Origin of the sequence: Bacteroides sp. AF39-11AC (assembly GCF_003474285.1) — a bacterium.
Classification (GTDB): domain Bacteria; phylum Bacteroidota; class Bacteroidia; order Bacteroidales; family Bacteroidaceae; genus Bacteroides.
This window is the reverse complement of the sequence record NZ_QROH01000009.1, coordinates 59,421-85,174: the sequence shown is the minus strand read 5'-3', so window position 1 is coordinate 85,174 and position 25,754 is coordinate 59,421. Positions and strand designations below refer to the sequence as shown.

General features: G+C 40.5%; 24 protein-coding genes. 19 read left to right on the top strand and 5 right to left on the bottom strand.

Annotated features, from left to right (window positions below):
- Positions 1–14: 14 nt before the first annotated feature.
- Positions 15–488 carry an N-acetylmuramoyl-L-alanine amidase gene (locus DW036_RS19480; protein ID WP_118465862.1) on the bottom strand — a complete coding sequence of 158 codons (474 nt, stop codon included), beginning with the start codon at positions 486–488 and terminating at the stop codon, positions 15–17.
- Between the two features lie 265 nt (positions 489–753).
- Between DW036_RS19480 and DW036_RS19475 the strand changes: the two genes are divergently transcribed.
- The 5 genes from DW036_RS19475 to DW036_RS19455 are packed head-to-tail and all read left to right on the top strand — an operon-like array spanning position 754 to position 5,279.
- Positions 754–2,013 carry a carboxypeptidase-like regulatory domain-containing protein gene (locus tag DW036_RS19475; protein ID WP_118465861.1) on the top strand — a complete coding sequence of 420 codons (1,260 nt, stop codon included), beginning with the start codon at positions 754–756 and terminating at the stop codon, positions 2,011–2,013.
- A gap of 49 nt (positions 2,014–2,062) precedes the next feature.
- Entirely contained in the window at positions 2,063–2,614 is a 552-nt protein-coding gene (locus DW036_RS19470) for an RNA polymerase sigma-70 factor (RefSeq protein WP_118465860.1), read from the top strand.
- Positions 2,611–3,468, top strand: a complete 858-nt coding sequence (locus DW036_RS19465) for a FecR family protein (RefSeq protein ID WP_118465859.1) — start codon at positions 2,611–2,613, stop codon at positions 3,466–3,468. Before DW036_RS19470 ends, DW036_RS19465 begins: the two co-directional genes overlap by 4 nt.
- 19 nt (positions 3,469–3,487) lie before the next feature.
- Positions 3,488–5,047, top strand: coding sequence for a carboxypeptidase-like regulatory domain-containing protein (locus tag DW036_RS19460; RefSeq protein WP_118465858.1), 1,560 nt, complete (start codon positions 3,488–3,490; stop codon positions 5,045–5,047).
- Between the two features lie 55 nt (positions 5,048–5,102).
- Positions 5,103–5,279: a DUF4250 domain-containing protein gene (locus tag DW036_RS19455; protein WP_118465857.1), complete on the top strand. Its 177-nt coding sequence runs from the start codon at positions 5,103–5,105 to the stop codon at positions 5,277–5,279.
- Between the two features lie 11 nt (positions 5,280–5,290).
- Here the strand turns inward: DW036_RS19455 and DW036_RS19450 are convergent, their stop codons facing one another.
- Positions 5,291–6,388 (bottom strand): DUF4421 domain-containing protein, encoded by a 1,098-nt coding sequence (locus DW036_RS19450; RefSeq protein ID WP_118465856.1) that lies wholly within the window; start codon positions 6,386–6,388, stop codon positions 5,291–5,293.
- 994 nt (positions 6,389–7,382) lie between these two features.
- Positions 7,383–7,610, bottom strand: coding sequence for a hypothetical protein (locus DW036_RS19445; protein ID WP_007665603.1), 228 nt, complete (start codon positions 7,608–7,610; stop codon positions 7,383–7,385).
- Between the two features lie 169 nt (positions 7,611–7,779).
- Between DW036_RS19445 and DW036_RS19440 the strand changes: the two genes are divergently transcribed.
- From DW036_RS19440 to DW036_RS19420, 6 genes are all read left to right on the top strand, one after another.
- Positions 7,780–8,319, top strand: coding sequence for an RNA polymerase sigma factor (locus DW036_RS19440; protein ID WP_007665601.1), 540 nt, complete (start codon positions 7,780–7,782; stop codon positions 8,317–8,319).
- Between the two features lie 4 nt (positions 8,320–8,323).
- The gene (locus tag DW036_RS19435; RefSeq protein ID WP_118465855.1) at positions 8,324–8,677 is read left to right on the top strand and encodes a hypothetical protein; all 354 of its coding nucleotides are present in this window, start codon (positions 8,324–8,326) and stop codon (positions 8,675–8,677) included.
- Positions 8,678–8,702: 25 nt separating this feature from the next.
- The gene (locus DW036_RS19430; protein ID WP_118465854.1) at positions 8,703–9,245 is read left to right on the top strand and encodes a hypothetical protein; all 543 of its coding nucleotides are present in this window, start codon (positions 8,703–8,705) and stop codon (positions 9,243–9,245) included.
- A gap of 78 nt (positions 9,246–9,323) precedes the next feature.
- Positions 9,324–9,521, top strand: a complete 198-nt coding sequence (locus tag DW036_RS25795; protein ID WP_187374644.1) for a hypothetical protein — start codon at positions 9,324–9,326, stop codon at positions 9,519–9,521.
- Positions 9,522–9,617: 96 nt separating this feature from the next.
- Positions 9,618–9,776 (top strand): hypothetical protein, encoded by a 159-nt coding sequence (locus DW036_RS25790; protein ID WP_187374643.1) that lies wholly within the window; start codon positions 9,618–9,620, stop codon positions 9,774–9,776.
- Between the two features lie 620 nt (positions 9,777–10,396).
- Entirely contained in the window at positions 10,397–11,971 is a 1,575-nt protein-coding gene (locus DW036_RS19420) for a ClC family H(+)/Cl(-) exchange transporter (protein ID WP_118465853.1), read from the top strand.
- A gap of 9 nt (positions 11,972–11,980) precedes the next feature.
- On the opposite strand, the gene DW036_RS19415 is transcribed toward DW036_RS19420, so the two are convergent.
- Complete coding sequence (locus tag DW036_RS19415; RefSeq protein WP_118465852.1) at positions 11,981–13,348, bottom strand: TrpB-like pyridoxal phosphate-dependent enzyme; 1,368 nt, start codon at positions 13,346–13,348, stop codon at positions 11,981–11,983.
- A 133-nt stretch (positions 13,349–13,481) separates the two neighbouring features.
- Here DW036_RS19415 and DW036_RS19410 point away from each other — a divergent pair, with 133 nt between their 5' ends.
- Positions 13,482–15,311, top strand: coding sequence for a TrkH family potassium uptake protein (locus tag DW036_RS19410; protein WP_118465851.1), 1,830 nt, complete (start codon positions 13,482–13,484; stop codon positions 15,309–15,311).
- A gap of 23 nt (positions 15,312–15,334) precedes the next feature.
- Positions 15,335–16,021, top strand: coding sequence for a TrkA family potassium uptake protein (locus DW036_RS19405; RefSeq protein ID WP_118465850.1), 687 nt, complete (start codon positions 15,335–15,337; stop codon positions 16,019–16,021).
- Here DW036_RS19405 and DW036_RS19400 read toward each other — a convergent pair whose 3' ends face one another.
- Positions 16,022–16,390 (bottom strand): helix-turn-helix domain-containing protein, encoded by a 369-nt coding sequence (locus DW036_RS19400; RefSeq protein WP_022393352.1) that lies wholly within the window; start codon positions 16,388–16,390, stop codon positions 16,022–16,024.
- Between the two features lie 395 nt (positions 16,391–16,785).
- On the opposite strand from DW036_RS19400, the gene DW036_RS19395 reads away from it, so the two are divergent.
- The 6 genes from DW036_RS19395 (at position 16,786) to DW036_RS19370 (ending at position 25,725) form a co-directional block, all read left to right on the top strand.
- The gene (locus DW036_RS19395; RefSeq protein ID WP_118465849.1) at positions 16,786–17,364 is read left to right on the top strand and encodes an RNA polymerase sigma-70 factor; all 579 of its coding nucleotides are present in this window, start codon (positions 16,786–16,788) and stop codon (positions 17,362–17,364) included.
- 49 nt (positions 17,365–17,413) lie between these two features.
- Positions 17,414–18,355 carry a FecR family protein gene (locus DW036_RS19390; RefSeq protein WP_118465848.1) on the top strand — a complete coding sequence of 314 codons (942 nt, stop codon included), beginning with the start codon at positions 17,414–17,416 and terminating at the stop codon, positions 18,353–18,355.
- A 152-nt stretch (positions 18,356–18,507) separates the two neighbouring features.
- Complete coding sequence (locus DW036_RS19385) at positions 18,508–21,897, top strand: TonB-dependent receptor (protein ID WP_118465847.1); 3,390 nt, start codon at positions 18,508–18,510, stop codon at positions 21,895–21,897.
- A gap of 15 nt (positions 21,898–21,912) precedes the next feature.
- Complete coding sequence (locus tag DW036_RS19380; protein ID WP_118465846.1) at positions 21,913–23,610, top strand: RagB/SusD family nutrient uptake outer membrane protein; 1,698 nt, start codon at positions 21,913–21,915, stop codon at positions 23,608–23,610.
- 33 nt (positions 23,611–23,643) lie between these two features.
- Positions 23,644–24,102, top strand: coding sequence for a hypothetical protein (locus DW036_RS19375; RefSeq protein ID WP_118465845.1), 459 nt, complete (start codon positions 23,644–23,646; stop codon positions 24,100–24,102).
- A 168-nt stretch (positions 24,103–24,270) separates the two neighbouring features.
- On the top strand, positions 24,271–25,725 hold the full coding sequence (locus DW036_RS19370) for a putative Ig domain-containing protein (RefSeq protein ID WP_369906823.1): 1,455 nt from the start codon (positions 24,271–24,273) through the stop codon (positions 25,723–25,725).
- Positions 25,726–25,754: the final 29 nt, after the last annotated feature.

Here is a 25,754-nt window from a genome sequence, read left to right as displayed (position 1 = left end):
TAAAAGAAGGTGTATCAGGGAGTGCTTGGTACACCTTCTCTCAAATAACCATACTCTCTCGCCGCATCAAAACAGGGACATTCTTCCAACCATGACTCCGGCTCTATCAGCGAATTATCATCTGGGATCTGGGGTAAATCACGGTGCCCGCAAATATGGCACATGGGAAAGTCGGTGAGCAGCGTCCTTATCAGAACAATCATGGAGTGTTTTTGCCATTCCGTGCGTGTATCTTTGGGAACTCCACGTTGATTAAGTCCACCTTCGTAACATATAGCAATGCTGTCAAGATTGTGCCCTCGGGTGTGAGCCCCGGGTTTTCGGACTGGACGTGTGCTTTTAATATTTCCATCCCTTCGGATGTAATAATGATAACCAATACCATTGAGTCCACGTTGCCGATGTGATTTTTCTAACTCCATTTCCGTAAAAGTTTCATTCTCCTTTGTTGCGGAACAATGAATAACTATCAGATGAACTGTTCTCATAGCTGTTAAATGTTTTGTAAGGTGAATAATTTACTTATTGATCGCATGTGAACAATAGTAGAGGATCAAAGTTCATATTAGCAATCACTTATTTCTTCTTTTTGTATTCTTTTATAATAAAACGGACTCGTGTGATACTGTCAGAAATATTTTGTGCTGGAAATATTTTCCTCACTTTTTTCTTCCAAAATCTGTAGGGTTTTTCTTTGCTGGACGATCTTATAAGTAGAAAAAAAAAATTGTTCACCTTTAAAATCATACGAAGATGAAAAAGTTAGTTGGAATTACAGTTGGGTGGTTGATGGCATTTTTGCTATTGGGTATTTCACCTTTGTGGGCACAGGAAGAGGCCGAGAGCTATTTCACTATCACGGGAATGGTGAAAAATAAGGATAATAAAAGAAAACTGGAGAATGTGAATGTATCTGTTCCCGGTACGAACATCGGAACCGTTACAAATGCAGATGGGGTGTTCTCTTTGAAGATAAAGGATACGGAGACTATTCAGGGATTGGAAGTTTCACATATCGGATACTTGAATTCCCAGGTTTCCCTGAAAGATAACAAAGATATATCTGACCTTACCATTTGGATGCTGCCGGCTCCTAATCTGCTGAGTGAGATTGTAATCTTTGGTAATAATGCCCGTGCACTTGTGGAAGAAGCCATCAAGAAGATTCCGGTGAACTACTCGCCCGATAAGAGTTTACTGACCGCATTTTATCGGGAGACAGTGCAGAAAAGACGCCGTTATATCAGTGTATCGGAAGCTGTGATAGATGTTGCTAAAACAGCATATAGTGACCGTGAACCCTCCAATGACAAAGTGCAGATACAGAAGGGACGTCGTTTGCTAAGTCAAAAGACAAGTGATACGCTGGCTGTCAAAGTAGTGGGCGGACCTACTCTCTCAGTTTATCTGGATGTTGTGAAGAATGGGGATGCACTGCTGAGTCCGGAAAATCTGAATTACTATGATTTCCATATTGAGGAACCTGTGAATCTGGATAACCGTATGCAATATGTAGTTAGTTTCCGTCCCAGAGTCAGTTTAATGTATGCCTTGTTCTATGGGAAGCTCTATATCGATTTTGAGAAGTTGGCATTCACCCGTGCAGAGTTCTCTCTGGATATGCAGAACAGAGTGAAGGCGGTAGAAGCGATTCTCCATAAGAAACCCCTTGGGTTACGATTCAGGCCACAGGAAGTCTCCTATCTGGTGACATATAAAGAGCAGAATGGAAAAACCTATCTGAATTATATACGGAATGAAATCCGTTTCAAGTGCGACTGGAAAAAGCGTTTATTCTCTTCCGGCTATACAGTATTCTCCGAAATGGTAGTGACGGATAGAAAGAATGATTTCGCAGCTATTCCATACAAGAAGGCTTTTAAAGAAAAACAGGTGTTCTATGATATGGTAGACGTATATTGGAACGAGGACTTCTGGAAGGCATATAATATTATTGAACCCACAGAGTCTCTGGAACATGCAGTGAGCAAATTGAAAAAACAATCCCGTTAGATTTCAGATAGTTTTTCTTATATTTGGAGATCAACAATAATTCCCGGATATGCTGAATGAACTCTTCATACTGACAAAAATAAAAGAGGGCGATATAAAGGCGTTCGAGGAGATCTTCCGCCATTACTATTCCCCTCTTTGCTGGTATGCCGCAGGCATTACGGGGGAGATGGAAGCTGCCGAGGAAATAGTGGAGGAACTGTTCTACGTGTTTTGGAAGGACCGGGAGCATTTACAGATTTTCCAGTCTGTAAAGAGCTATCTGTATAAAGCTGTTCGCAATGAAGCTCTACAATATTGCCAGCATAAGGAAGTTAAAGAGCGGTATCGCGAGTATGTATTGGCAGGTAATGTCTTGGAACAGGATTCTGATCCCCACAGGCAATTGGAATATGAAGAGTTGCAGGGACTGATTCGCCATACTCTTGATAAACTGCCGGTACGCAGGCTGCAGATATTCGAAATGCATCGTATGGAAGGAAAGAAATATGCGGAGATTGCTTCTTCATTATCTCTGTCCATTAAGACAGTAGAGGCTGAAATGACGAAAGCGCTTCGTACCTTACGAAACGAAATAGATAATTATATTCTTACGAAATGACTGAAGTGAATAAAAATAGGACAAAGACGGATGAGGCATGGGAACGGTTGTATGCCCGTTTGGATAAAGACCGCCTGCTCGTAGAGGTAGGGCAGGGACGGGTAGTGCGTCGCAAACTACTTTTGAAATGGGGAACACTGGCGGCTGCCGTAATTGCTGGTTTTGTCTATCTGGCATCTGCTTTATGGTTCGTGCCGGGAGGTGAGGTGGAAAATCTTAATCTGGTGACGCAGGAAAACCGTGAAGCATCCATGCTGGTTACTACGCTCGAAGATGGCTCTGTGGTATATCTGGCACAAGAGAGTACCTTGCGGTATCCCGAACATTTTGCTACGGACAAGCGGGAAGTGAATTTGCAGGGAGAAGCGTTCTTTGATGTAGCGAAGAATCATGAACAAAGCTTTCTGATCGAGACAGGAAAGGTACGGATAGAAGTGCTGGGTACGGCTTTCAATGTACGCAGCCATGAGGATGACTCTTTCCGGCTATCCGTGCAGCGGGGCAGGGTGAAGGTCTCGTTGAAGCAGGGAGGACAGAGTGTGCTGGTAAATGCTGGGGAAACCGTAACCTTACAGGCTCGACAATTACAATTGAGTGAAACAGGAGATTCCGATGAGTTCAGACAGTATACAAAGAATATACGCTTTAAAGATGAATGTCTGGAAGATATTCTGCGAGTGGTGAATGCTGAAGCTCCTACTTTGCAGATACAGGCGGCATCGTCGGTCTTGAATAAACGGAAACTGACTATTGAATTTGAAAACAACTCCCCCGAAACAGTGGCAGAGCTCATTTGCTGGGCATTGAACCTGAAATGTTCACGCGAAGGCGATAAACTGATTTTATCCGAATGATAACTTAACAATATAAATCATGAAACTTCATCGTTTCTTCATTCTCCTTTTAGGGCTGCTCTTCATAACCTGTAGTATGAGAGCGGATGGGGGAGATGTATTGGAACGTATGATCCGACTGCCCGGAATGAAAGGAACCGTATACTCCTTGTTGGGTAAAGTTTCGGAGCAATCCGGTTACCTTTTCGTTTATGACAGTAAGGTGGTGAATAATGATATTGAGGTAAAGACAAAAAGGAAAAACTGTACGGTCCGGCAGGCTATTTATGAAATCATAGGCGATAGGTCATTAGAACTTAAGGTGATAGGACATCACATCCTAATTCTACCTCCTGTGGAGAAGATTGCGAGGAAGAAAGCAGTTTCGGAAGAACTACCTCCACTACTGGCTTATTTCACCATAATCGGTACTTTACGCGATAAAGAAACGGGAGACCCCGTTGTAAATGCATCGGTTATTCTTCAAGGCACTTCAATAGGTAATATTACAAATAAGAATGGGGAGTTCAGGCTACATCTGCCTGACTCCCTGAAAAGTGGCAATCTTTCTTTTTCCCATTTAGGGTATGTTGCACAAAATATCGAAGCAGCTACGCTGATTGGACGGGATAATGTACTGAGTCTGGAACCCAAAATAGTTCCTTTACAAGAAGTGTTGATCCGGTTGGTAGAACCCAGGAAGTTATTGCGAGAAATGGTGGAGCGACGCAAAGAAAATTATTCGTTGGCTCCCGTTTATTTGACTACCTTCTATCGGGAAGGCGTCCAGTTGAAGAACAAATTCCAAAGTCTGACAGAAGCGGTTTTCAAGGTTTATAAAGCTCCTTTGCAGGAGATTAATACATCCGATCAGGTAAAACTATTAAAGATGAGTCGGATTGATAACCGGGAGAGTACGGACAGTCTGGTAGCTAAGATGAGAGCCGGTATTCAGGCTTGTCTGCAACTGGATTTTATTAAAGACTTGCCGGATTTTCTGTCGGTTGATGCAAGAGATAATCAGTATGTATATACTTCGGGTGACATAACCTTTATTGACGACCGATGTGTCAATGTGGTTTATTTTGAGCAAAAGCCGGATGTCAAGGGGCCTCTCTATTGTGGAGCGTTGTATATTGATTCGGAGAATGGGGCTTTGGTACAGGCTCGCATTGAGATACAGCCCAAGTACATCAAAGATGCTACGCGGATCTTTGTTGTACGGCAGGCGCAGAAGGTGAACCTGACTACACAGAAGGTGGTATATACCATTTCGTATAAACCGTGGAATGGTACTTACTATATCCATCATATTCGTGGTGACTTATATTTCAAGATGAAGAGAAAACGTGTTTTCTTCAGTAATCCGACCTTGCATACTTGGTTTGAAATGGTGACTTGTCTGGTAGATAAAGAGAATGTAACCCGTTTTCCTCGTGCTGAGAGACTGCCTACACGTACTGTACTTGCAGATGAAGAGTTTAGGTATGACGAACATTTCTGGGAAGATTTCAATATCATTCCACTGGAAGAAGAACTCAGTAAAATTATAGAGAAGGTTGCGTTAAAGATAGAAAAAATAGGTCCTCAGGAGGAATAGGATAAGCCGGATAATTGTAATTTTGCAGTCGGAATCAATAAGTATTAGTAGAAAGATGGAATTGCCTAAAGACCCGATGATACTTTTCAGCTTCATCAATATGAAATTGCGTGACTGTTACTCTTCATTGGATGAACTCTGCGATGATATGAATGTAAATAAGGAGATGATTGTAAGAAAATTGCAGTCTGCAGGATTTGAATATAGTGTCGAGCATAATAAGTTCTGGTAATTTTATAGCCATTATTTCTTTTTCCGGTGTTCTTTTTTCAGATAGAAATTGAAGCCGGCATATATTTGCAACGTACCGAATCCGTTGTTTAAGGAGAAGTTATCCCGATAATAGTCGTATGTCCTGCCCAGGAAAGAAGCGCCTGCAAAGTACTTACTATTATTGTATACCACACCTGCCCGCAATATGAAATCAATATTGAAGTTCTTGTACCAGTCGTTACCTTCTTCCGCATCCTTTTCTATACGTGACGTTTTGTAAGCAATTGCCGGACAGAGTGACAGGCAAGCCAGGCAGTTGCGTGCAAATACCCAGTTGTAGGCGTATCCAAAGTTGAGACTGATATTAGTGTATTTGATGTGCCTGACTTTCATTCCGGGATTCATTGTTTCCTGAATAACTTCAGGTAATTTAGTATAATCGAATTTTAGATTGTGGGTGGACACGGAAAGACCGGCTATCAGTGAACCCGCATTTCGTCGTTGGTTGGTAGACTGACTGAAGGCTGCCGGATATGAGAAGTGCCGGTTGTTGAAGATATAATATAAGTTGAATCCCTTCATATTTACTTTCAGTCCATTGAAGTCTTCTGAATAGTTGGAAGGAATGCGGTCGGAAAAGCCCGTAACTTGGTGTATCTTGTAATCGTTACCTGTACGCCGATAGAAAAGATCCACTCCAAATTTCGAACTGTAGAGACTTAGGTCGAATTCTGTTCCCCTGTTTTTCCCACTTTTTTTCCCAAGGAGTCCATCTGTATCGACAGACCATCCTAAAAATATCCAGCGCCAACCGAAGTAAGCTCCTATTTTGTTGCGAGGGTTGGGGGTGAACCGGAGCCGTTGAGGTTCGGGAACAGCGGTACCTACGGAATAATACTCGTAATTTGTGAAATGGTCGAGCATTAAGGCATAGTTGTAGCGATTAGGGCTTATATAAGTTGTATCGAAATCATTGAAGTTAAGGAACTTTTTCATTGCTTTAATAAAAGTCCCCTGATGCTTCTTGGTAGTAAGACTATCGTATGCGATGGAATTAATCCCTTCGTTTTGGGCAAACAAAGAGAACGGTAATAATATCCATAGACAGAAGATAAATCTCTTCCACATCAATTCTGTTTTTTTTAATTAATAATCCAATTTTCTATGCTATAAACAAAGCAAAAGAAGGAAGTGCACTGGTTCTATTTGCGAATTTAACAGTTTTTTTGCATATATCCAATAATCTGGCGAGATTGTTTCATTTCTGTAGCGGTTATGAACAAAGTGTAATAAGGTGGTAAGGTGATAGGGTGATAAAGTGGCTGCGCTATATATCAAAGAGTCTTATCCCGTTATCACCTTACCACCCTACCACATTATCACTCTTTTATTCCTTCCTGTACCGTTATAGGTAAAATGATGATTCAGTATGCCACCTCCACATATAAGCAACAAATGCTTACAAAACAAGATATTTGTGAGATCAGTCGTATACTTAGGGTATCTCAGTTCCGTACTTAGGGTGCCTCAGTCCCGTACTTAGGGTACCTCAGTCCCATACCGAGATACCATCATTATAACACATTTGATAATCAAGCATTTGCAGAAAACCTTTCAGGCCTCAAGAAATTGTAACAAACAAACTGCTTTAAATGATAAATTAGTTCTTTTTTTTCGGTATTGAACCTGATTCAGTCGTATACTTAATAGAATTTGGTTTAATCGTGTTGATAATCAGGAAGATATAGAGGACTATGTTGCTGTTGATAAATTGAGACAAATAGGCCGTTGAGGTAATAAGCTATTTCCTTGTTGCTAGCCCCATCCGTATCATCCGCGATAAAAATAAAAAGTATGTTGCCTGGGAAAGAGATGTCTTTCACCGAATCGACTCATAGCAAGATAAGGATTATATTAATTATTAACACAACGAATCCCCAATGGTTAACGAAACCGCAGAGCTTATTAAAACATGTTGTAATATGTTGTAGTTCACCCCGAAAATTTGGAGATATTCCGGAAGTCCGTATCTTTGCAATGTGTTTTTCATAGTATTAGATTTAAGGTTAACAAAAGATTGGCTGTCTGGGATAGATAGCCTTTTTTTATGCTTGGAAGTGAACTACATATCGGGTACTTTTATCTTCTCCGGATTTTCTTCACGGTACCTTTTGAAATCATTCTCTATCAAGTCTCTCAAGTCTTTAAGAAACTCTTCGCTACATTCTTCTTTTGCTAAGGAATAATAGTATTCCAGAGTTTGTAGTGCAAACTTATCTTTCCCGATCAGGGCAAATGCAGGTATTTCATTTTTAACCGCATTGCGTACCAATACTGCTTGATCTCTCATAATAAATTGTTTTTTTATACAGAATATATTATTCATGTACGTTTTGAGGAGGCAAAGATAAGAAACTTTATTTTTAACCACTTCTTTAATAAATGCAAAATGTGAACTTGCCGATTTAACTTCATCCTTTTTTCTGTTTCTAATCTAATAAAGCTAAGAAATTGAATGGATGATAAACGAGGATAAAATCCGGCAGGTATATGCTTCTGACCCGAAAAAGGGGTTTAAAATGCTGATGGATAACTTCCAGGTACCTATATATAATTATATACGGCGTTTGGTGGTATCACATGAGGATGCAGAAGATGTTCTCCAAGAAGTCTTTATCCGGGTATACCGTAATCTGGGACAGTTTCGTGGTGAAAGCTCGCTGAGTACCTGGATATACAGGATTGCAACCAATGAGAGTTTGCGCTTGCTGAATACACGAAAGGATGAAGAAGCGATTCCTGCGGAAGAAGTACAAGAAGAACTGATTGGTAAGCTGAAAGCTTCCGATTATATTGATTATGAAAATGAATTGGCAGTCAAGTTTCAGGAAGCCATACTGAGTTTACCGGAAAAACAACGATTGATATTCAACCTACGCTATTATGACGAGCTTGATTATGAAGAGATCAGCCGGATACTGGATAGCAAGGTCGATACTCTCAAAGTGAATTATCACTATGCGAAAGAAAAAATAAAAGAATACATCTTAAATAGATAGGACGATGAATAAAGAATTTGATTTTGACGATATAGGTAAAAAGACACCTTATCGCACTCCTGATAATTTCTTTGAGGATATGCAGCAAAAGGTTATGGAACGTACTTACGGTGGGCAACATCGGAAACGCCGTTTACAGATAATATTTTCTACTGCTGTAGCAGCTGCTGCAATACTGGCAGGAGTATTGTTTGTTCCGTCTTATTTACAGACGGGAGATGTACCTGCAGGAACTTCGGATATGCTGGCTGTGGATAGCGGCAGCAGTGATCCGGTTGATAAATGGATTTATGAACTGTCGGATGAGGAGTTGGAAGAGCTCGTCGACTTCTCTGAAAATGACATATTTTTAAATTAGGTATTAATAAAAAAACAAGAAAATTATGAAGACTAAGTTTATTTATGTAATGATGGCTGCTCTTTTGATTGGTAGCCAAACAATTTCTGCTCAGAAGAAGGATAATAAGGATCAGAAACAACGCCCTACTCCCGAGCAGATGATGCAGAGACAAGCTAATCAGATGGTAAAAACATTGATGTTGGATGATGCTACTGCTGCTAAATTTACTCCTGTTTACGAGGGTTACCTGAAAGCATTGCGTGAGTGCCGGATGATGAACCGCCACGAAAGAAACAGAGGAAACAATGCGGAAGCTAAACAAACTGCGAAACCTGTACCGACAGATGCGGAAATAGAAAAACAGATTAAGGATCAGTTTGCTCAAAGCCGTAAGATTCTGGATGTTCGTGAGAAGTATTATAATGAGTTCCGTAAGATTCTGTCTCCTAAACAGATTATGAAGATCTATCAGACAGAAAAGAGTAATGCGAATAAATTCAGAAAAGAATTTGATAAAAGAAAAGGTCAGAAGCACGGACAAGGAAAGCGCCCGATGCATGGAAGACCTGCTCCTGCTACTAAATAATACATTTTCATTAGACTACTTGATAGACACGAATGGGGCATAGGCATACATATTTGACTTCCCGAAACATACTATTTTATGTTTTTTTTATTATGGTCAGGTATGACTGCTAATGCTCAGTCCGGCAAAGGGAGCTTTGCCGGATGTGTTGTTGATAAAGATACAAAGCAATCGGTAGGATATGCAGCGGTGCGTTTACTAACTTTACCGGATAGTGCTTTTATTGCCGGTGTGGTAACGACGGATGACGGTAAATTCAAAATGCCGATTGTCTGACCAAAAGATAAGAAGTTACTATCGGAGATTTCTTTCATTGGCTATACTACTTTTTCTAAATCTATTCCCGCTTCATTCAGAGGTTTTTCGCAAAACTTGGGTGATATTGCATTACTTCCTGATGGATTTTTATTGAATGAAATGGTTGTAGTGGGTAAAGCACTATTAGCGGTTACTGAACAGGATACATCGGTTTTTAATGTTTCAGCCTATCGTATTCCCGAAGGTTCCATGCTGGAAGATATTATGAAATAATTGTCCGGTGGATAATTGATGGCGATGGAAAGTTGTTGATCCATGGAAAGGAAGTTATCAACAGAGTTGGTCGGATGAAACCCTATTGAACGAGAGGACTGCCTCTAATCTTTATGATAATTTCCTGTATCATCTGACTTTCATGTTACAGGTCAACCGTAAGTTCAGCCGTAAAGGGCGAAACCTGGCTTTGAAAGTGGATTATGGAACGAATGCTTCTTCGGCCGATAGGGAATTTTTTCTACTACACATTATTTTAAGAATGATATTGAGAAAGTAGTCAACCAGCGTGTTGATGATGAAGGAGACGGTGATAATTACCGCCTGCAACTGGTGTATGTAGAACCGTTGCCTAACCGTTATTTTCTTCAGTTTTGTTACAGCTATCAATACCGGGTGACTAATTCGGACCATTTCGTCTATAACTGGGATGAGGCGATGGAAGATTTTGTAGCCGATTATGATTCCTTGGCAAGTAATAGTTTTGAGACGTTATTTTATGGTACATGCTATCCTGCGATTGAATATGATGGGGAAAAAGTAAAAAACGCAAAGTCTTGAAACTTCAACAGGGTTAATTTGTTGTAGATACTCAAATTAATAAAAGAAAACTCTGAGGAATGTTTCAAAGGTTCAAAAACTTTAGAAAACTGAGGAAGTGGTATGTCGTGAAGCTGAAACTGGTTGACGCACGCCTGTATTTCGTCAGCATCTTCGTAGGATTGCTGACGGGGCTGGTGGCTGTTCCCTATCATTATTGCCTCTATTATTTCTTTAACCTGCGAAGTGAATTCTTTGCTTCCCGCCCGGAGTGGTACTGGCATATTCCTCTTTTTCTTTTCTTTTGGGCGATACTGATATTCGTATCTTGGTTGGTGATGAAAATGCCACTTATCACCGGGGGAGGTATTCCTCAAACACGTGCTGCCATTAATGGACGCATTACCTATAAACACCCTTTCATAGAATTGGTTTCTAAATTCTTCGGTGGTATTCTTTCGGTTTCAGCCGGATTATCACTGGGACGTGAAGGACCTTCTGTGCAAATAGGTTCGTATATCGGATGTCTTGTAGCGCGTTGGACACATATTTTGAGAGGTGAACGAAAACAATTGCTTGCCGCCGGTGCCGGTGCCGGTCTTGCCGCTGCGTTTGCAGCACCGCTGGCTTCTTCATTGCTTGTCATCGAATCCATCGAACGTTTTGATGCTCCGAAAACAGCTATCACCACCTTGCTGGCAGGTGTAGTGGCAGGGGCGGTGGCGAGTATGGTTTTTCCTATAAATTCTTACCATCTGATACAAGTGGCCGAACCAGGTTTTTCTTTTGGAGTCCAAGTGAAATACTTCTTATTGCTTGCAGTGATTATTTCTGTTTGCGGGAAGTTGTATTCCATGATGATGGTGTCCTTTAAGCGGGTTTATGCTACGGTGAAATCTTCGGTATATATGAAGATGTTCTATCTGTTGCTGGTTGCTTACATTATTTCCTTTATGCAGGTTAACCTGACGGGTGGGGGAGAACAGTTTCTTTTGGAGCAGGCACAGTCCGGCAGTAATGCACAGATTATGTGGGTAACGGCAATGATGCTGTTGCATTTTGGCTTTTCCGTAATCTGTGTTTCATCCGGTTTGCCGGGAGGAAGTTTTATCCCTACACTGGTCACCGGTGGATTACTGGGCCAGATTGTCGGGTTACTGGGAGTGGAATATGGAGTTATTGAACCGGAGAATGTCAGTTATGTGATGTTGATTTCCATGTCGGCTTTTCTGGTGGCTGTGATACGTACCCCTTTGACGGCTATCGTACTGATTACCGAGATAACAGGGCACTTTGAGGTATTTTACCCGTCGGTAGTAGTAGGCGGATTAACTTATTATTTTACGGAACTTCTTCAGATAAAACCTTTTAATGTGACACTTTATGAGGATATGATCAATACTCCTGCTTTTCAGGAACAAAAAAGATATAAACTATCCATCGAAGTGATGACAGGTTCCTATCTGGACGGTAAACTTGTGGACGAGCTTTCTTTACCCGAAAACTGTGCTATTATCAATATACATCGGGATGGTAAAGACGCAAAGCCCCCCGGAATACGGTTGATTCCGGGGGACCAGGTTGATATTGAATTGGATGCACAAGACATTGAAAAGCTCTATGAGCCACTCGTTAGTCTGGCAAACATTTATTGATGAGGCGTCTTACGTCAGACTGCCTATTTCGTCCAGATTCTTCTGAATATCCTGATCAGTCAGTTCATAATTCACAAGATCACCGGAGAGATATTTATCGTACGAAGCCATGTCAATCAGTCCATGACCGGAGAGATTGAACAGGATCACTTTTTCTTCGCCTGTTTCCTTGCATTTGTTTGCTTCGCGGATGGCGGCAGCAATAGCGTGACAAGATTCGGGTGCGGGAATGATACCTTCAACTTGGGCAAACAGACAACCGGCTTCGAATGATTCCAGTTGTTTGATGTCTACAGCTTCCATCAGACCATCTTTCAATAGTTGCGAAACGATGACACCTGCACCGTGGTAACGTAATCCACCTGCATGAATATTGGCAGGAGCAAAGTTATGTCCCAGTGTATACATAGGTAGCAATGGGGTATATCCGGCTTCATCGCCGAAATCATATTGGAACTTACCACGTGTCAACTTCGGGCAAGAAGCTGGTTCGGCAGCGATGAAACGTGTTTGTTTACCTTCCAGGATCTTATGGCGCATGAATGGGAATGCGATACCGCCAAAGTTGGAACCACCACCGAAGCAAGCAATTACCATATCAGGATATTCTCCTGCCATTTCCATTTGCTTTTCGGCTTCCAAGCCGATTACAGTCTGGTGCAAAGCTACATGGCTCAAAACGGATCCTAATGTATATTTGCAATTCGGTGTAGTTTGTGCCAGTTCAATGGCTTCCGAAATAGCTGTTCCTAAGGAACCCTGATAGTTGGGGTGAGCTGTCAGAATGTCTTTTCCGGCGCGGGTAGACATAGATGGAGACGGTGTAACTTGTGCACCGAAAGTCTGCATAATGCTGCGGCGGTAAGGCTTTTGTTCGTAGCTGATTTTCACTTGGTAAACAGCAGCTTCCAAGCCAAACAAGCGGGCAGCATAGGCCAGTGAAGCACCCCATTGACCGGCACCGGTTTCTGTGGTAACGTTGGTTACTCCTTCTTTTTTGCAATAGTAAGCTTGGGGAATGGCAGAGTTTAACTTGTGTGATCCCATTGGACTGACACTCTCATTCTTGAAATAGATGTGTGCCGGGGTACCCAATGCTTCCTCCAGTCCATAGGCACGGACGAGCGGAGTACTGCGATAATATTTGTACATTTCGCGTACTTCTTCGGGAATCTCAATCCACTTATCGGTCTGGTTAAGTTCTTGCTTACACAGTTCCTGAGCGAAGATAGGATATAAATCTTCTGCTTTCAGTGGTTGTTTGGTACCGGGATGAAGCGGAGGCATCGGTTTATTTACCATATCTGCCTGTATATTATACCAATAGTGTGGAATTTCTTCTTCCGGAAGGAAAAATCTTTTTGTCTTGTTGCTCATAGTGGTTAATTCTATTAAATTTTTACGAGGTCAAATGTAACTATTATTTTTAAAACAATATCTTTTTTCTTTTGTTTTTTGTCTATACGCATTGTTTTGTTTATGTTTGCCTGATATTTAATTTGGTGTCTCCATGAAGATTTATCACAAATTCTTGTTATATCAGAATAAATGGATTCATCCGTACACTCGGATCATTCTTGGAGGGGTGACTTACATAGCCTACCTGGCTTCTATTCTGTTAATTGTAGGTGTAGTATATGAACACGGCTTTACTATTTCCGAACACGAGGCTTCTCAACTGCAAACTCTCTATCGGTTTGTGTGGGGTGTTTTCCTGACGGAAGTGACTTTGCATCTTTTGTTGGAATACAGAGATACAAAGCGTGCGTTTAAGAAACTGGCTTGGATACTGATCGCCTTACTCTATCTTACTCTGATTCCGGTTATTTTTCATCGACCGGAGGAAGAAGGAGCTATTTTGTTCTTTTGGGAATTCCTGAACGGAAAACCTTATCACATTGTACTTTTGCTTATTTTTTCTTTCTTTAATCTGTCCAATGGCTTGGTCAGGTTATTAGGACGGAGAACTAATCCTTCTTTAATCCTGGCTGGTAGTTTCTTTATTATTATTATTATAGGAACAGGTCTGTTAATGCTGCCCCGCTGTACGATGAATGGAATTTCGTGGGTGGATTCTTTGTTTATTTCCACCAGTGCAGTGTGTGTCACAGGACTGACTTCGGTGGATGTGGCTTCCACCTTTACTGCATCTGGTTTTGTGGTGATTATCCTACTAATACAAATTGGTGGTTTGGGGGTGATGACACTGACCAGTTTTTTTGCAATGTTCTTTATGGGTAATACATCATTCTATAACCAGTTGGTAGTTCGTGATATGGTTAGTTCCAATTCATTGAATTCATTGCTTTCTACTTTACTGTATATATTAGGCTTCACATTGGCTATAGAAGGGACGGGAATGCTTGCCATTTGGAGTGATATTCATGGTACAATGGGAATGACTTTTGAGGAGGAAGTAGCCTTTTCAGCTTTCCATGCCATATCAGCATTTTGTAATGCGGGTTTTTCCACATTACCGGGTAATTTGGGTAACCCATTGGTGATGACGGGGCATAATCCTTTCCTTATTTATATATCCTTTCTGATTATTCTGGGTGGTATCGGTTTCCCGATATTGGTGAATTTTAAAGATATCGTACTCCATCATTTACGTCGTATATGGAAGTTCTTGCATACATGGGAGTGGGACGGACATCATTTTTACCATCTGTATAACCTGAATACGAGGATTGTACTGATTATGACTTTTCTGTTGCTGGTGCTTGGTACAGTTTTTATTGCCATTTTTGAGTGGAACCATGCCTTTGCCGGCATGTCGGTTGCTGATAAATGGACACAGGCATTTTTTAATGCAACTTGTCCGCGTACTGCCGGGTTTACCAGTGTGGATTTAACTTCGTTGGGAGTACAGAGTGTATTGATCTATATTTTCCTGATGTGGGTTGGTGGTGCAGCACAATCTACGGCCGGTGGTGTCAAGGTGAATGCTTTTGCGGTAGTTGTGTTGAATCTTGTTGCTGTGTTGCGCGGTACGGAAAAGGTTGAGGTGTTCGGACGTGAATTGTCATACGACTCAATCCGTCGTTCCAATGCTACAGTGGTGATGTCTCTTGGTGTTTTATTTGTTTTTGTTTTTATTCTGACGATGTGGGAACCTCAGGCATCTGTTATGGCACTTTTGTTTGAATGTGTGTCGGCACTGAGTACGGTAGGTTCCAGTTTAAATCTGACTCCGACCTTGGGTGATAATAGTAAGCTACTTGTTGCTTTCTTGATGTTTATCGGACGTGTGGGTTTGATTACGTTGATGTTGGGTATCATTAAGCAAAAGAAACATACGAAGTATCAGTATCCAAGTGGACAGATCATTATAAATTAGTAATTAGTAGTAAAATAAATAGTATGAAGTATATTATTATTGGTTTAGGAAATTACGGACACATGCTTGCCGAGGAATTGTCGGCATTGGGGCACGAAGTGATTGGTGCGGATGTGAGTGCAAGCCGCGTAGATAGTATAAAAGAAAAAATGGCTACAGCTTTTGTATTGGATGCAACTGACGAGCAGGCGCTTGCTGTTCTTCCTTTAAATGGAGTGGATGTGGTAGTAGTGGCTATTGGTGAGAATTTTGGCGCTTCCATTCGTGTAGTGGCTTTACTGAAACAACAGAAAGTGGAGCATATCTATGCGCGGGCTATTGATAATGTCCATCGTTCCGTACTTGAGGCTTTTGATTTGGAACGGATTTTAACTCCGGAGGAAGATGCTGCTCGTGGTTTGGTACATCTGTTGGAATTTGGTGCCAATATGGAAACATTCAGGGTGGACTCAAATTATTATGTAGTGAAATTTACTGTGCCGGAAAAAATGATAGGATACTATGCCAATGAATTGAATCTGGACAAAGAATTTGGCTTGAAATTATTAGCACTGAAGCGTGCCAAGACTTTAAAGAACTGTCTGGGCATCTCATTTACAGAACATGATGTGATGAATGAATTACCTGAAAATGATCAAGTACAAGCTGGTGACGAATTGGTTTGTTACGGACGGTACAAGGACTTCCAGAAGTTTTGGAAAGCGATGTAATTACGCTTTCCTATAGGATTTTCTGTCATCTAATATATCATTCATATTTTCTTGTGCCCATAATATCAAGGAATTGATATGGGGCAATAAAGACATGGCTCTGTCTGTAAGTGAGTATTCCACTTTCGGAGGAACCTGTGCATAAATTTGTCTCTTCACGAGTCCATCTTCTTCCAGAGTGCGTAGAGTGACCGTCAGCATCTTTTGTGATATATCTGGTATTGTCTTTTGTAATTCATTGAACCGCATGACGGGTGCCTGTGTCAGTGTGAAAAGTGTCAGTATCGACCATTTATCACTGATTCGTGATAGTATCATTCGGATGGGACAATCGATATAAGAGCTATTTTGTATATCTATTCTATTCATATCTTGCTGATTTATAAAACACTCTACAAAAGTAACTAATATGCCAATTATATGCAAATATACACCTGTGATTCTTTTATCACTTTTCCTTGCATGAGCATACGATTTGATATAGTGAATTGAAAACTGCTTTATCCAGAATTTGGTTGATAATAAACTAAATTCAGGATAAGACTGTTTTATGTATTATATTAAAATGATTTTTATTAAATCTTTTGGTTGGATAAAATTATTATGCTACCTTCGCATTTGGAATATTTTAAACAGTATTCAATGTTAACCTTGGGCATAGACTTTCATTAGGTTCGTACTCGAGCACTAAATTAAAGATACACAGTTGGTAAAAGCTTGTGCAATAAGTAGAGATTCAGATCCAGACCTTTATAAATTATCATATGTATATAAAGACTAACATGGAAGAAACGACATCTTTCAATCAGTTATATAAAGATTACCAAACATCGTTTGTCAACTTTGCCTATACCTATGTTCGTGATTGGAATGTAGCGGAAGACATTACAGCAGAAGCTATTATCTATTATTGGGAAAATCGGAATTCTCTTTCTGGTGTTGCAAATATTCCAGCATATATACTTACTGCTATAAAACATAGGAGCCTCAATTATCTCCGGCATTTACGGATACATGAAGAATGTTCTGAAGCAATCAAAAAATATCATGAATGGGAACTCAATGCACGCATCGTTTCATTGGAGGCTTGTGAACCCTATGAACTGCTTGCCAAAGAGGTACAGGAACTTATTCGGAAAACTTTGGATGAATTACCGGAACGTACCCGCAAGATATTTATAATGAGTCGCTACGAAAACAAATCTTATAAAGAAATTGCTGCACTAATGAATATGACCACTAAAGGAGTGGATTTTCATATAGGCAAGGCATTAAAACTGTTCCAGACTAATCTAAAAGACTATTATCCGATATTTCTTTTATTTTTTGCAAAATTCCACTAGGAATCATTATCCATGAAGTGCCTTATATACAGAAGGAAGGTATTTTAATATGGATAGAGAATTACTTTATAATTTTTTTAAAGGTAATGCTACTTTAGATGAGGGCATGAAAATAAAAGCCTGGGTGGAGGCGTCGGAAGAGAATGAACGTACTTTTTATAAAGAACGTGAGCTTTTCAATACCCTTTTATTACATAATCCGCTTTCTGAAAAGAAATCCTCTGTATTTAATTTTTCCATTTTTAAAAAGATAAAATCGGATGGGTTGAAAATTGCTGTTGTTGTTATTCTTACCTTGACATTCAGCCATTTGTACCAAGGATATAAAAATCGTCGGGATGATGTAATAATGAGTACGGTATCTGTTCCTGCGGGACAACGTACTCACCTCACATTACCTGATGGAACCACTGTCTGGCTGAATGCTCGGACTACTATGCAATATCCTTCTTCTTTTAATAAGAAACAGCGTGTGGTTAAACTGCAAGGAGAAGCTTACTTTGACGTAAAGAGGGATGAAGACAAACCATTTGTGGTACAGACCAGTACTTGTGATGTAGAAGTTTTAGGAACAAAATTTAATGTGAATGCATATCCTGAACTGGAGAAGTTTGAAGCTACCCTTATGCACGGTAGTGTGAAAGTTATTCCGAAAGCTAATCCTTCTCAGGTTGTTATCTTGAAGCCTGAACATAAATTATCACTGGAAAAAGGAAAACTTAGTGTTATAAGAGTAGAGGATTTTGATTCTTACCGTTGGAAAGAAGGGCTTATCTGTTTTACGGATGAATCGTTTCATAATATAATGAAGGACTTTGAGAAATATTACGGGGTAAAGATAGTGATGGAGAATGGAAAAGTGGGTGAATCTCACTTTACAGGAAAATTCAGACTATCGGATGGCATTGATTATGCTCTCCGGATTTTGCAGGGAAACATAAAATTCCGATATGAGAAAGACAGTGAAAAACAGATAATCTATATAAGATGAAATATCAGTATTAACCCTTAAACAATGAATGCCTATGATGAATGCCCTATGTTAACCTAAAAATGCCGATAAGTGTTCCCGCACCTACCGGCATCGAAATCAACACAATTTTCCTGAAAAAACTGTATTAACTTAAAAATCTATACAAAGGTATGAAAAATAACACTTTGTCGGGGGGATATTATCCTAAAAATCCCCGAATAAAACATTTTTTTAGAATTATGAGAATCACTTTATTCTTGTTGGTGGCATGTGTCTTTTCTTCATATGCCGGGAATTCGTATTCCCAGAACACGAAGGTCAGTCTTGATGTGAGTAATGTCAAGTTGGACAAAGTATTGGATGCAATAGAGAACCAAACCGATTACCTCTTTATATATAACAGTCAAATAAGTATAAATAAGCTGGTGAGTGTCAAAGTGCACGAACAGGCAGTTTCAAAGGTATTAGATAAAATATTGAAGGACACCGGCATTAGATACAAATTGGAGGGCTCTCATATCATTTTGGAAAGAAAAATAGAAGAGGTACGTGATATCCCCACTGCTGTTTCGCAGCAGCAAATGAAGAAAATTACCGGAACCATTGTTGATAAGACCGGAGAAACCATTATTGGAGCAAATGTTAAGGTACAAGGTACCGACAGAGGCACTATTACTGATATTGATGGTAATTTTAGCTTGGATGTTTCTCCAAAAGAGATCCTTATTATTTCGTTTATCGGGTATCAGGAGAAGAAAATAACAATTGATAATCAGACTCATATCAATGTAACTCTGGAAGAAGATAGTAAATTGCTGGATGAGGTAATAGTCATTGGTTATGGTACTACTTCTACACGCAAAATGGCGTCTGCCGTAACAGCCGTGAAGGGTGAAAAGTTGCAGAATCTTCCTTTCAGCAGCGTAACCGCTTCTTTGGCTGGGCGTGCTACGGGAGTCATTGTTGAATCGTCTGGTGGCGAACCAGGTTCCACACCTTCTATCTCTATTCGTGGTGGTGGTGCACCGATCTATGTAATTGACGGCGTTATTTCCGATTCATGGGATTTTAATACACTGAATCCTAATGATATTGAAAGTTTATCTATATTGAAAGATGCGGCATCTCTGGCTGTTTATGGTTCGCGTGCTGCCAATGGTATCGTAATGGTGAAAACCAAACAGGGCGGAAAGGGTAAGACTGCTGTTACTTATACGTTTAATGCAGAATTTAGCCAACCGACCAAATTATTGGAGAAAACTCGTTCTTATGACTATGCTTACAATCAGAGAGCGGCAGCCCTAAATGATGGCATTGCAGAAGAGAATATTACTTTTACTCCGGAAATATTGGAGATTATCAAAAATCAGACTGATCCTTATACATATGCTAATACTGACTGGTTAGGAGAAGGACTCAAAAATTTTGCTCCCCAATATAAGCACACGCTTTCTTTGAGTGGAAGTGGAGAGAAAGTTAATTATTACCTTTCTTTGGGGATGCTAGACCAAGGAAGTATTTATACTTCGAATGCATTGAATTATAACCGTTATACGGTTCGCAGTAATGTAAACACCACTTTTGACAAAATAGGTTTAAAAGTAACTCTGAACCTGAATGGTGCATATGAAAAGAAAGAATATCCTTCATTTTCTGCTGCGAAAATATGGGAAAATCTTTATAATCAATCGCCTCTTAATCCGGCTTATAATCCAGATGGCACCTATGCAGCTGTTACTGACCATCCGTTAGTACAAATGGACGACCGCTCCGGTTATGATAGGAATTATGGTAAGTTTATCAATACACAGGTGGCGGCAGACTGGACTTTACCTTGGATGAAGGAAGTGATTATCGGTGCTATGTTTAATTATCGTCTGAATGACTCTCATACCAAGAAGTTTAGTACTAAAGCTCCCCAATATTATCAGGACGGCACTATTTATCCGATTGGTAATCCGACATTGGATGAAGCCGGTTACTGGGGAGACTCCTACAACTTTGAGTTGAGTGCCGCTTATGTAAAGACATTTGCGGAGAAACATACTGTGGATGCAAAATTCGTGTATACAGTTTCTGAAAATAATGGGTGGAATATGAGTGCTTACAGAGGAGAATACTTATCAACGGTAGTCGACCAGTTATTTGCCGGTGCTGCAGATACGCAGCAGAATAGTGGTAACTCGGAAGAAGGCGGACGTATGGGATTCGTTGGTCGTTTGAAGTACGATTATCTGAACCGCTATATTGTGGAGGGAAGTTTCCGTTACGACGGTTCGGACAACTTTGCACCGGGACATCGTTGGGGATTTTTCCCTTCGGGTGCTATAGCTTGGGCTGTAAGTGAAGAACCTTTCTTTAAAGAATGGAATCAGCATGTGATTGATTTGATTAAGATACGTGCTTCTTATGGACAGACCGGTACAGAAGCTGGTGTTAATCGTTTTGGCTATCTTTCCACTTATAATATGGATGAAAAGAAGATTGTAATCGGAGGTAAACTGCAATCTGGATTTAGTGAAGGAGAGCTGGTTTCTCCTGAATTGTTGAGTTGGTATCAGGTTAATTCCCTAAACTACGGATTAGATATGGCTTTCTTCAAGAATCGCTTAAAAGGTACTTTCGATTATTTCTATTATGTGACCAAAGGTGGTCTGATGAGTCCGGGCGATCGCTATGTTACTCCGTTAGGAAAGAAGTTACCGCAAATTAAGTCGGAAAGTGAACAACGTCGTGAAGGTGTGGAACTGACCATGCGCTGGTCGGATACAACTCCGCGCAAATTCTCTTATGAAGTAGGATTTAATATGACTTATTTCAATACCCTCTGGAAGGTGAAATCTGATGAAGCCTTGACTTCATTGATGAATCCATATAAACGTCAGACTAATCAAACTGATTATTATGGTATTGGTTATCTGGATACGGGGTTGTACCAATATATAGAAGATATTTTGAATTCACCGCGCAGATTAGCTTCCAATCAGACTAAATTGGGAGATATAGGTTATGTAGATGTCAATGGCGATGGCAAAATTGATGGTGAAGACCAGGTACGCATCGGTATGCCGACAAAACCTCATTTTACGTATGGCATTGACTTTTCTTTCAGTTATGAAGGTTTTAATTTGTCAGGTCTGTTCTACGGTACTGGCGAACGTTACATGACGCTTGGAGACCGCTACCAGAAAGGCGAAAGTAAATATCTTTATTACCAGAATCAGTTGAACTATTGGAGACCGGATAATACGAATGCCGACTTCCCGAGAATTTCTGTAAGTTCCGGTGCAAATGGGAGTAACAATCAGGTCAGTTCTACTTATTGGATGAGGGATGGATCTTATATCCGGTTAAAGAATTTGCAGTTGAGTTATGATTTTAAATACAAACTTCTGAAAAAATGTGACTGGTTGCAGATGTGTCGCGTGAATCTTAGTGGCAGTAATCTGTTTACAATCTCTGGAATAAGTAAATTCTTCGATCCGGAAACTTCATCTACCAGTGGTGATGGATACCCCGTACAGCGGGTTTATGCAATAGGTTTAACGATTGGCTTTTAATGAGGAGGAACGAATATGAAAAAATTGAAGAATATAGTAATAATGATAATCCTTGCTGTGGCTGCCTTTGCGTGTACAGATATACTGGACAAGGGGCCACTGGACAAATACTCGGAAAACGATGTATGGAAGAGTACTGATCTTACCCAGGCATTTATCTATACTGCATTGAAAAATGCCACTGATATGATGATTTGGAAGGATAACTGGACCGATAATGAGGCTATTCTGGAAGATGGGCGTAATATTAATTTTGAATTGATAGACCGTTATTATGATGCAGGATGGAATGTATATGGGGACATCCGTCGTTGCAATATGGTGTTGGCCCGTGTGCCGGATGCACCTTTCACTGAAGTTGAAAAAGCTAATTTTATAGCTCAGGCAAAAACGATACGTGCCATGATTTACTTCACACGTGCCCGCCTGTTCGGTAAACTGATGCTGGTAGGAGATTTGATTGATACGGATGCCGATATGACTTTTTCACGTACAACAACTATAAAAGAGACATATGATTTCATTATAAAGGATCTTCAGGAAGCTGCTCCCGATCTGCATGTAGATGAACCTACAGGTGCCGTAAGTCGTGGAGTGGCCTATGCATTGTTGGGAGAAGTTGCATTGCATGGTGCTGCTTATATCGAAAATGGCCAAGACGATTATTATAAAATAGCAGCGAAGGCATGTGAAGACTTGTTTGCACTGAATAAGTATTCTTTGGACAAAGACTATGCAGGAATGTTCAATGACTATGACCATTCGTTATCTTCAAGTGAAATCATTTTGGCACAATGGAGAAGTCAGGAGAATACTACTTTCGCGGATACATGGATGCAGAGACTGGTTCCTAATATTGATCCAAGTAAACTGACTCATGAAGCACAGGAGAAATATCCCTTGGCAGAGGAATGTGCAGGGTGGCCTCAGAGGTTCCCTTCTGTTAGTCTGGTGAATGATTATCTGGTGACTGATGAAGACGGACAAGCTAAAGAATGGGATCAGACTTCTTATTATAAAGATTTCCTGACTAATGGAGGAATGGTAAATGATGCCATCTATAAGAATCGTGACAAACGTTTCTATGCTTCTATTATTTATGATGGATGTTCTTACTTTGCCAATACAGTATGGCTCCGTGAAGGTGGAAATCTTTATTATTCTTCCAAATCTACGGAAGTTTGGGGAATGCCGGTGTCGGGATATGTTTACCGGAAATGTGTTTATGAAGCCAAGCGTTTGTTGAATTCGGAAAAGACCGGATATCATTATATATTGTTACGTCTGGGACGTTCGTATTTGAACTATGCCGAAGTCAAATTGCGTCAAGGAGATAAAGAGAAAGCTATCGAATATATCAATAAGACGCGGGTGGAGCATGGTGGTTTGCCGGGACTGTCGAAGTCCATATCATTGGAAGAAGCTTGGAAAGAGTATAAACGTGAACGTCGTGTAGATTTAGTAAGTGAGGGCGACCGTTATTGGACTGTACTCCGTTGGGGAAAGACAGAAGGTCTGGAAGTTGTTCCGGAATTAACCGTTACGCAGAAATTCATGAAGATAGCTCCTGATGGGAAATCTTTCGAAATAACAGAGCTTCCGATTTATGTAAGTGATAATGAACGTACTTTTACCTCAAAGCGCTATTTGTTCCCGGTTCCACAGGGAGAGCGTGACCAGAATTCTAATTTGGACCAGAATGAAGGCTGGTAAAAGATAAAGTAAACCTTTTAAAATATTACGAATATGAAGAAATTTATAAATATAATTCTGCTGATATTCCTGATGGGTGCAGTTTCTTCGTGCTTGAAGTCAGGATTAGACGAGTTGCCCACTTATGAGGATGCTGAAATAATCAACTTGAATTTTGAATATCGTTGGTGGGATGAGGCTAATAATCAGATGGCTGTTAAGACACTTACTATCGAAAAAAACATATCGACCGATGATAACCTGATTACTTGCAAACTGACAGTTCCCGATGCAAGCGGTAGTTTTACCGATGCTATCCGGCAGGGAGTTTCGTTAAGTAATCTGATAGGTTATATGGATCTTTCTACTGCAGCCAGAATCAAACCATTGAATGGAGCACCTAAACTGGGAGAACCCGCTGACTTTTCTGCTAAGGAATTCAGGTATCAGGTGACAGCCGCTAATGGTACAAAAAGAGAGTGGACAATAAAGATTACAGATTTTGTGAAATGAGAGTAACTGTATAAAGTTGCTCAATTTGATGTTTGAAATGAGGAGGGAAGATATTTGGAAAGAATATCTTCCTTCATCTTTTAATTCATTGTATTAGTAACCCGAAATGATAGAATTATTATGAATAGACTATATATTGTTGCAATATTCCTTTTGGGGATATTATCTATGATAGGTATGCCTGTATCTGCTGAAAACGCTACCCAAAAAGTTTTTCAGGGATCTCCCGTTATAAATTCTCCGGCAATTGTGGGGAATTATCCTTCCACACCTTTCCTTTTTTATATTCCTACTTCCGGTGAGCGCCCCATGAAATGGAGTGCCGTGAAACTGCCCAAAGGCTTGAATTTGGATACCGAGACCGGTATCATCAGCGGAACGGTAACTGAGAAGGGAGATTATACAGTCACCCTTAAAGCAAAAAACACACAAGGCGTTTGCGAGAGAAAATTTATCATACGCATTGGCGATGAGTTGCTGTTGACTCCGCCTATGGGATGGAATAGCTGGAATACTTTCGGGCGTCATCTTACCGAAGAATTAGTATTACAGACGGCAGACGCAATGATAGCGAATGGAATGCGCGATTTAGGATATTCCTATATCAATATTGACGATTTCTGGCAATTGCCGGAACGAGGAACTGATGGGCATTTGCAGATCGATAGGAGAAAATTCCCACGCGGGATAAAATATGTGGCCGATTATCTGCATGAACGGGGATTCAAATTGGGCATTTACTCAGATGCGGCCGATAGAACCTGTGGCGGTGTGTGTGGTAGTTATGGATATGAAGAGGTGGATGCGAAAGATTTTGCTTCCTGGGGCGTGGATTTACTGAAGTATGACTATTGCAATGCACCTGCCGGAAGGGTAGAAGCAATGGAAAGGTACGCGAAGATGGGAAAAGCTTTACGGGCTACGAACCGTTCTATCGTGTTTTCAATTTGTGAGTGGGGGCAACGTGAACCCTGGAAGTGGGCAAAGCAGGTGGGAGGACAATTGTGGAGAGTCTCCGGGGACATTGGTGATGTCTGGTACCGGGATGCTAACCATATAGGAGGTTTGCGTGGTATTTTAAATATTCTTGAAATCAATGCTCCGTTGGGCGAATATGCCGGTCCTGCGGGGTGGAATGATCCAGATATGCTGGTAGTCGGCATTGGTGGAAAAAGTATGAGTATCGGTTATGAGTCTGAAGGATGTAATCAGGAACAATATAACTCCCATTTCATTTTGTGGTGTATGATGGCTTCTCCATTGCTTTGCGGAAATGATGTGAGGAATATGAATGACAGCACCCTGCACGTTTTGCTGGATGCTGATCTGATTGCTATCAATCAGGATGTGCTGGGCAGGCAGGCTGAGCGCAGTATCCGTTCGGATTATTATGATATTTGGGTAAAATCGCTAGCAGATGGACGTAAGGCTGTAGCCTGCTTCAACCGAATGAATTCACCACAAACCGTAGTTTTAAATGATAAGACAGTGGTGGGGTTGGCATTTGAGCAGATATATTCCTTGGGTAACCGTTCTCTGCAGAATAACAGCAATTCGAAGGAGTTGATCGTGAAACTAGCTCCTTATCAATGTAAAGCTTATATCTTTGGTAAAACAAAATAGAAGAAATTATTTTATAAACACAATTCTGA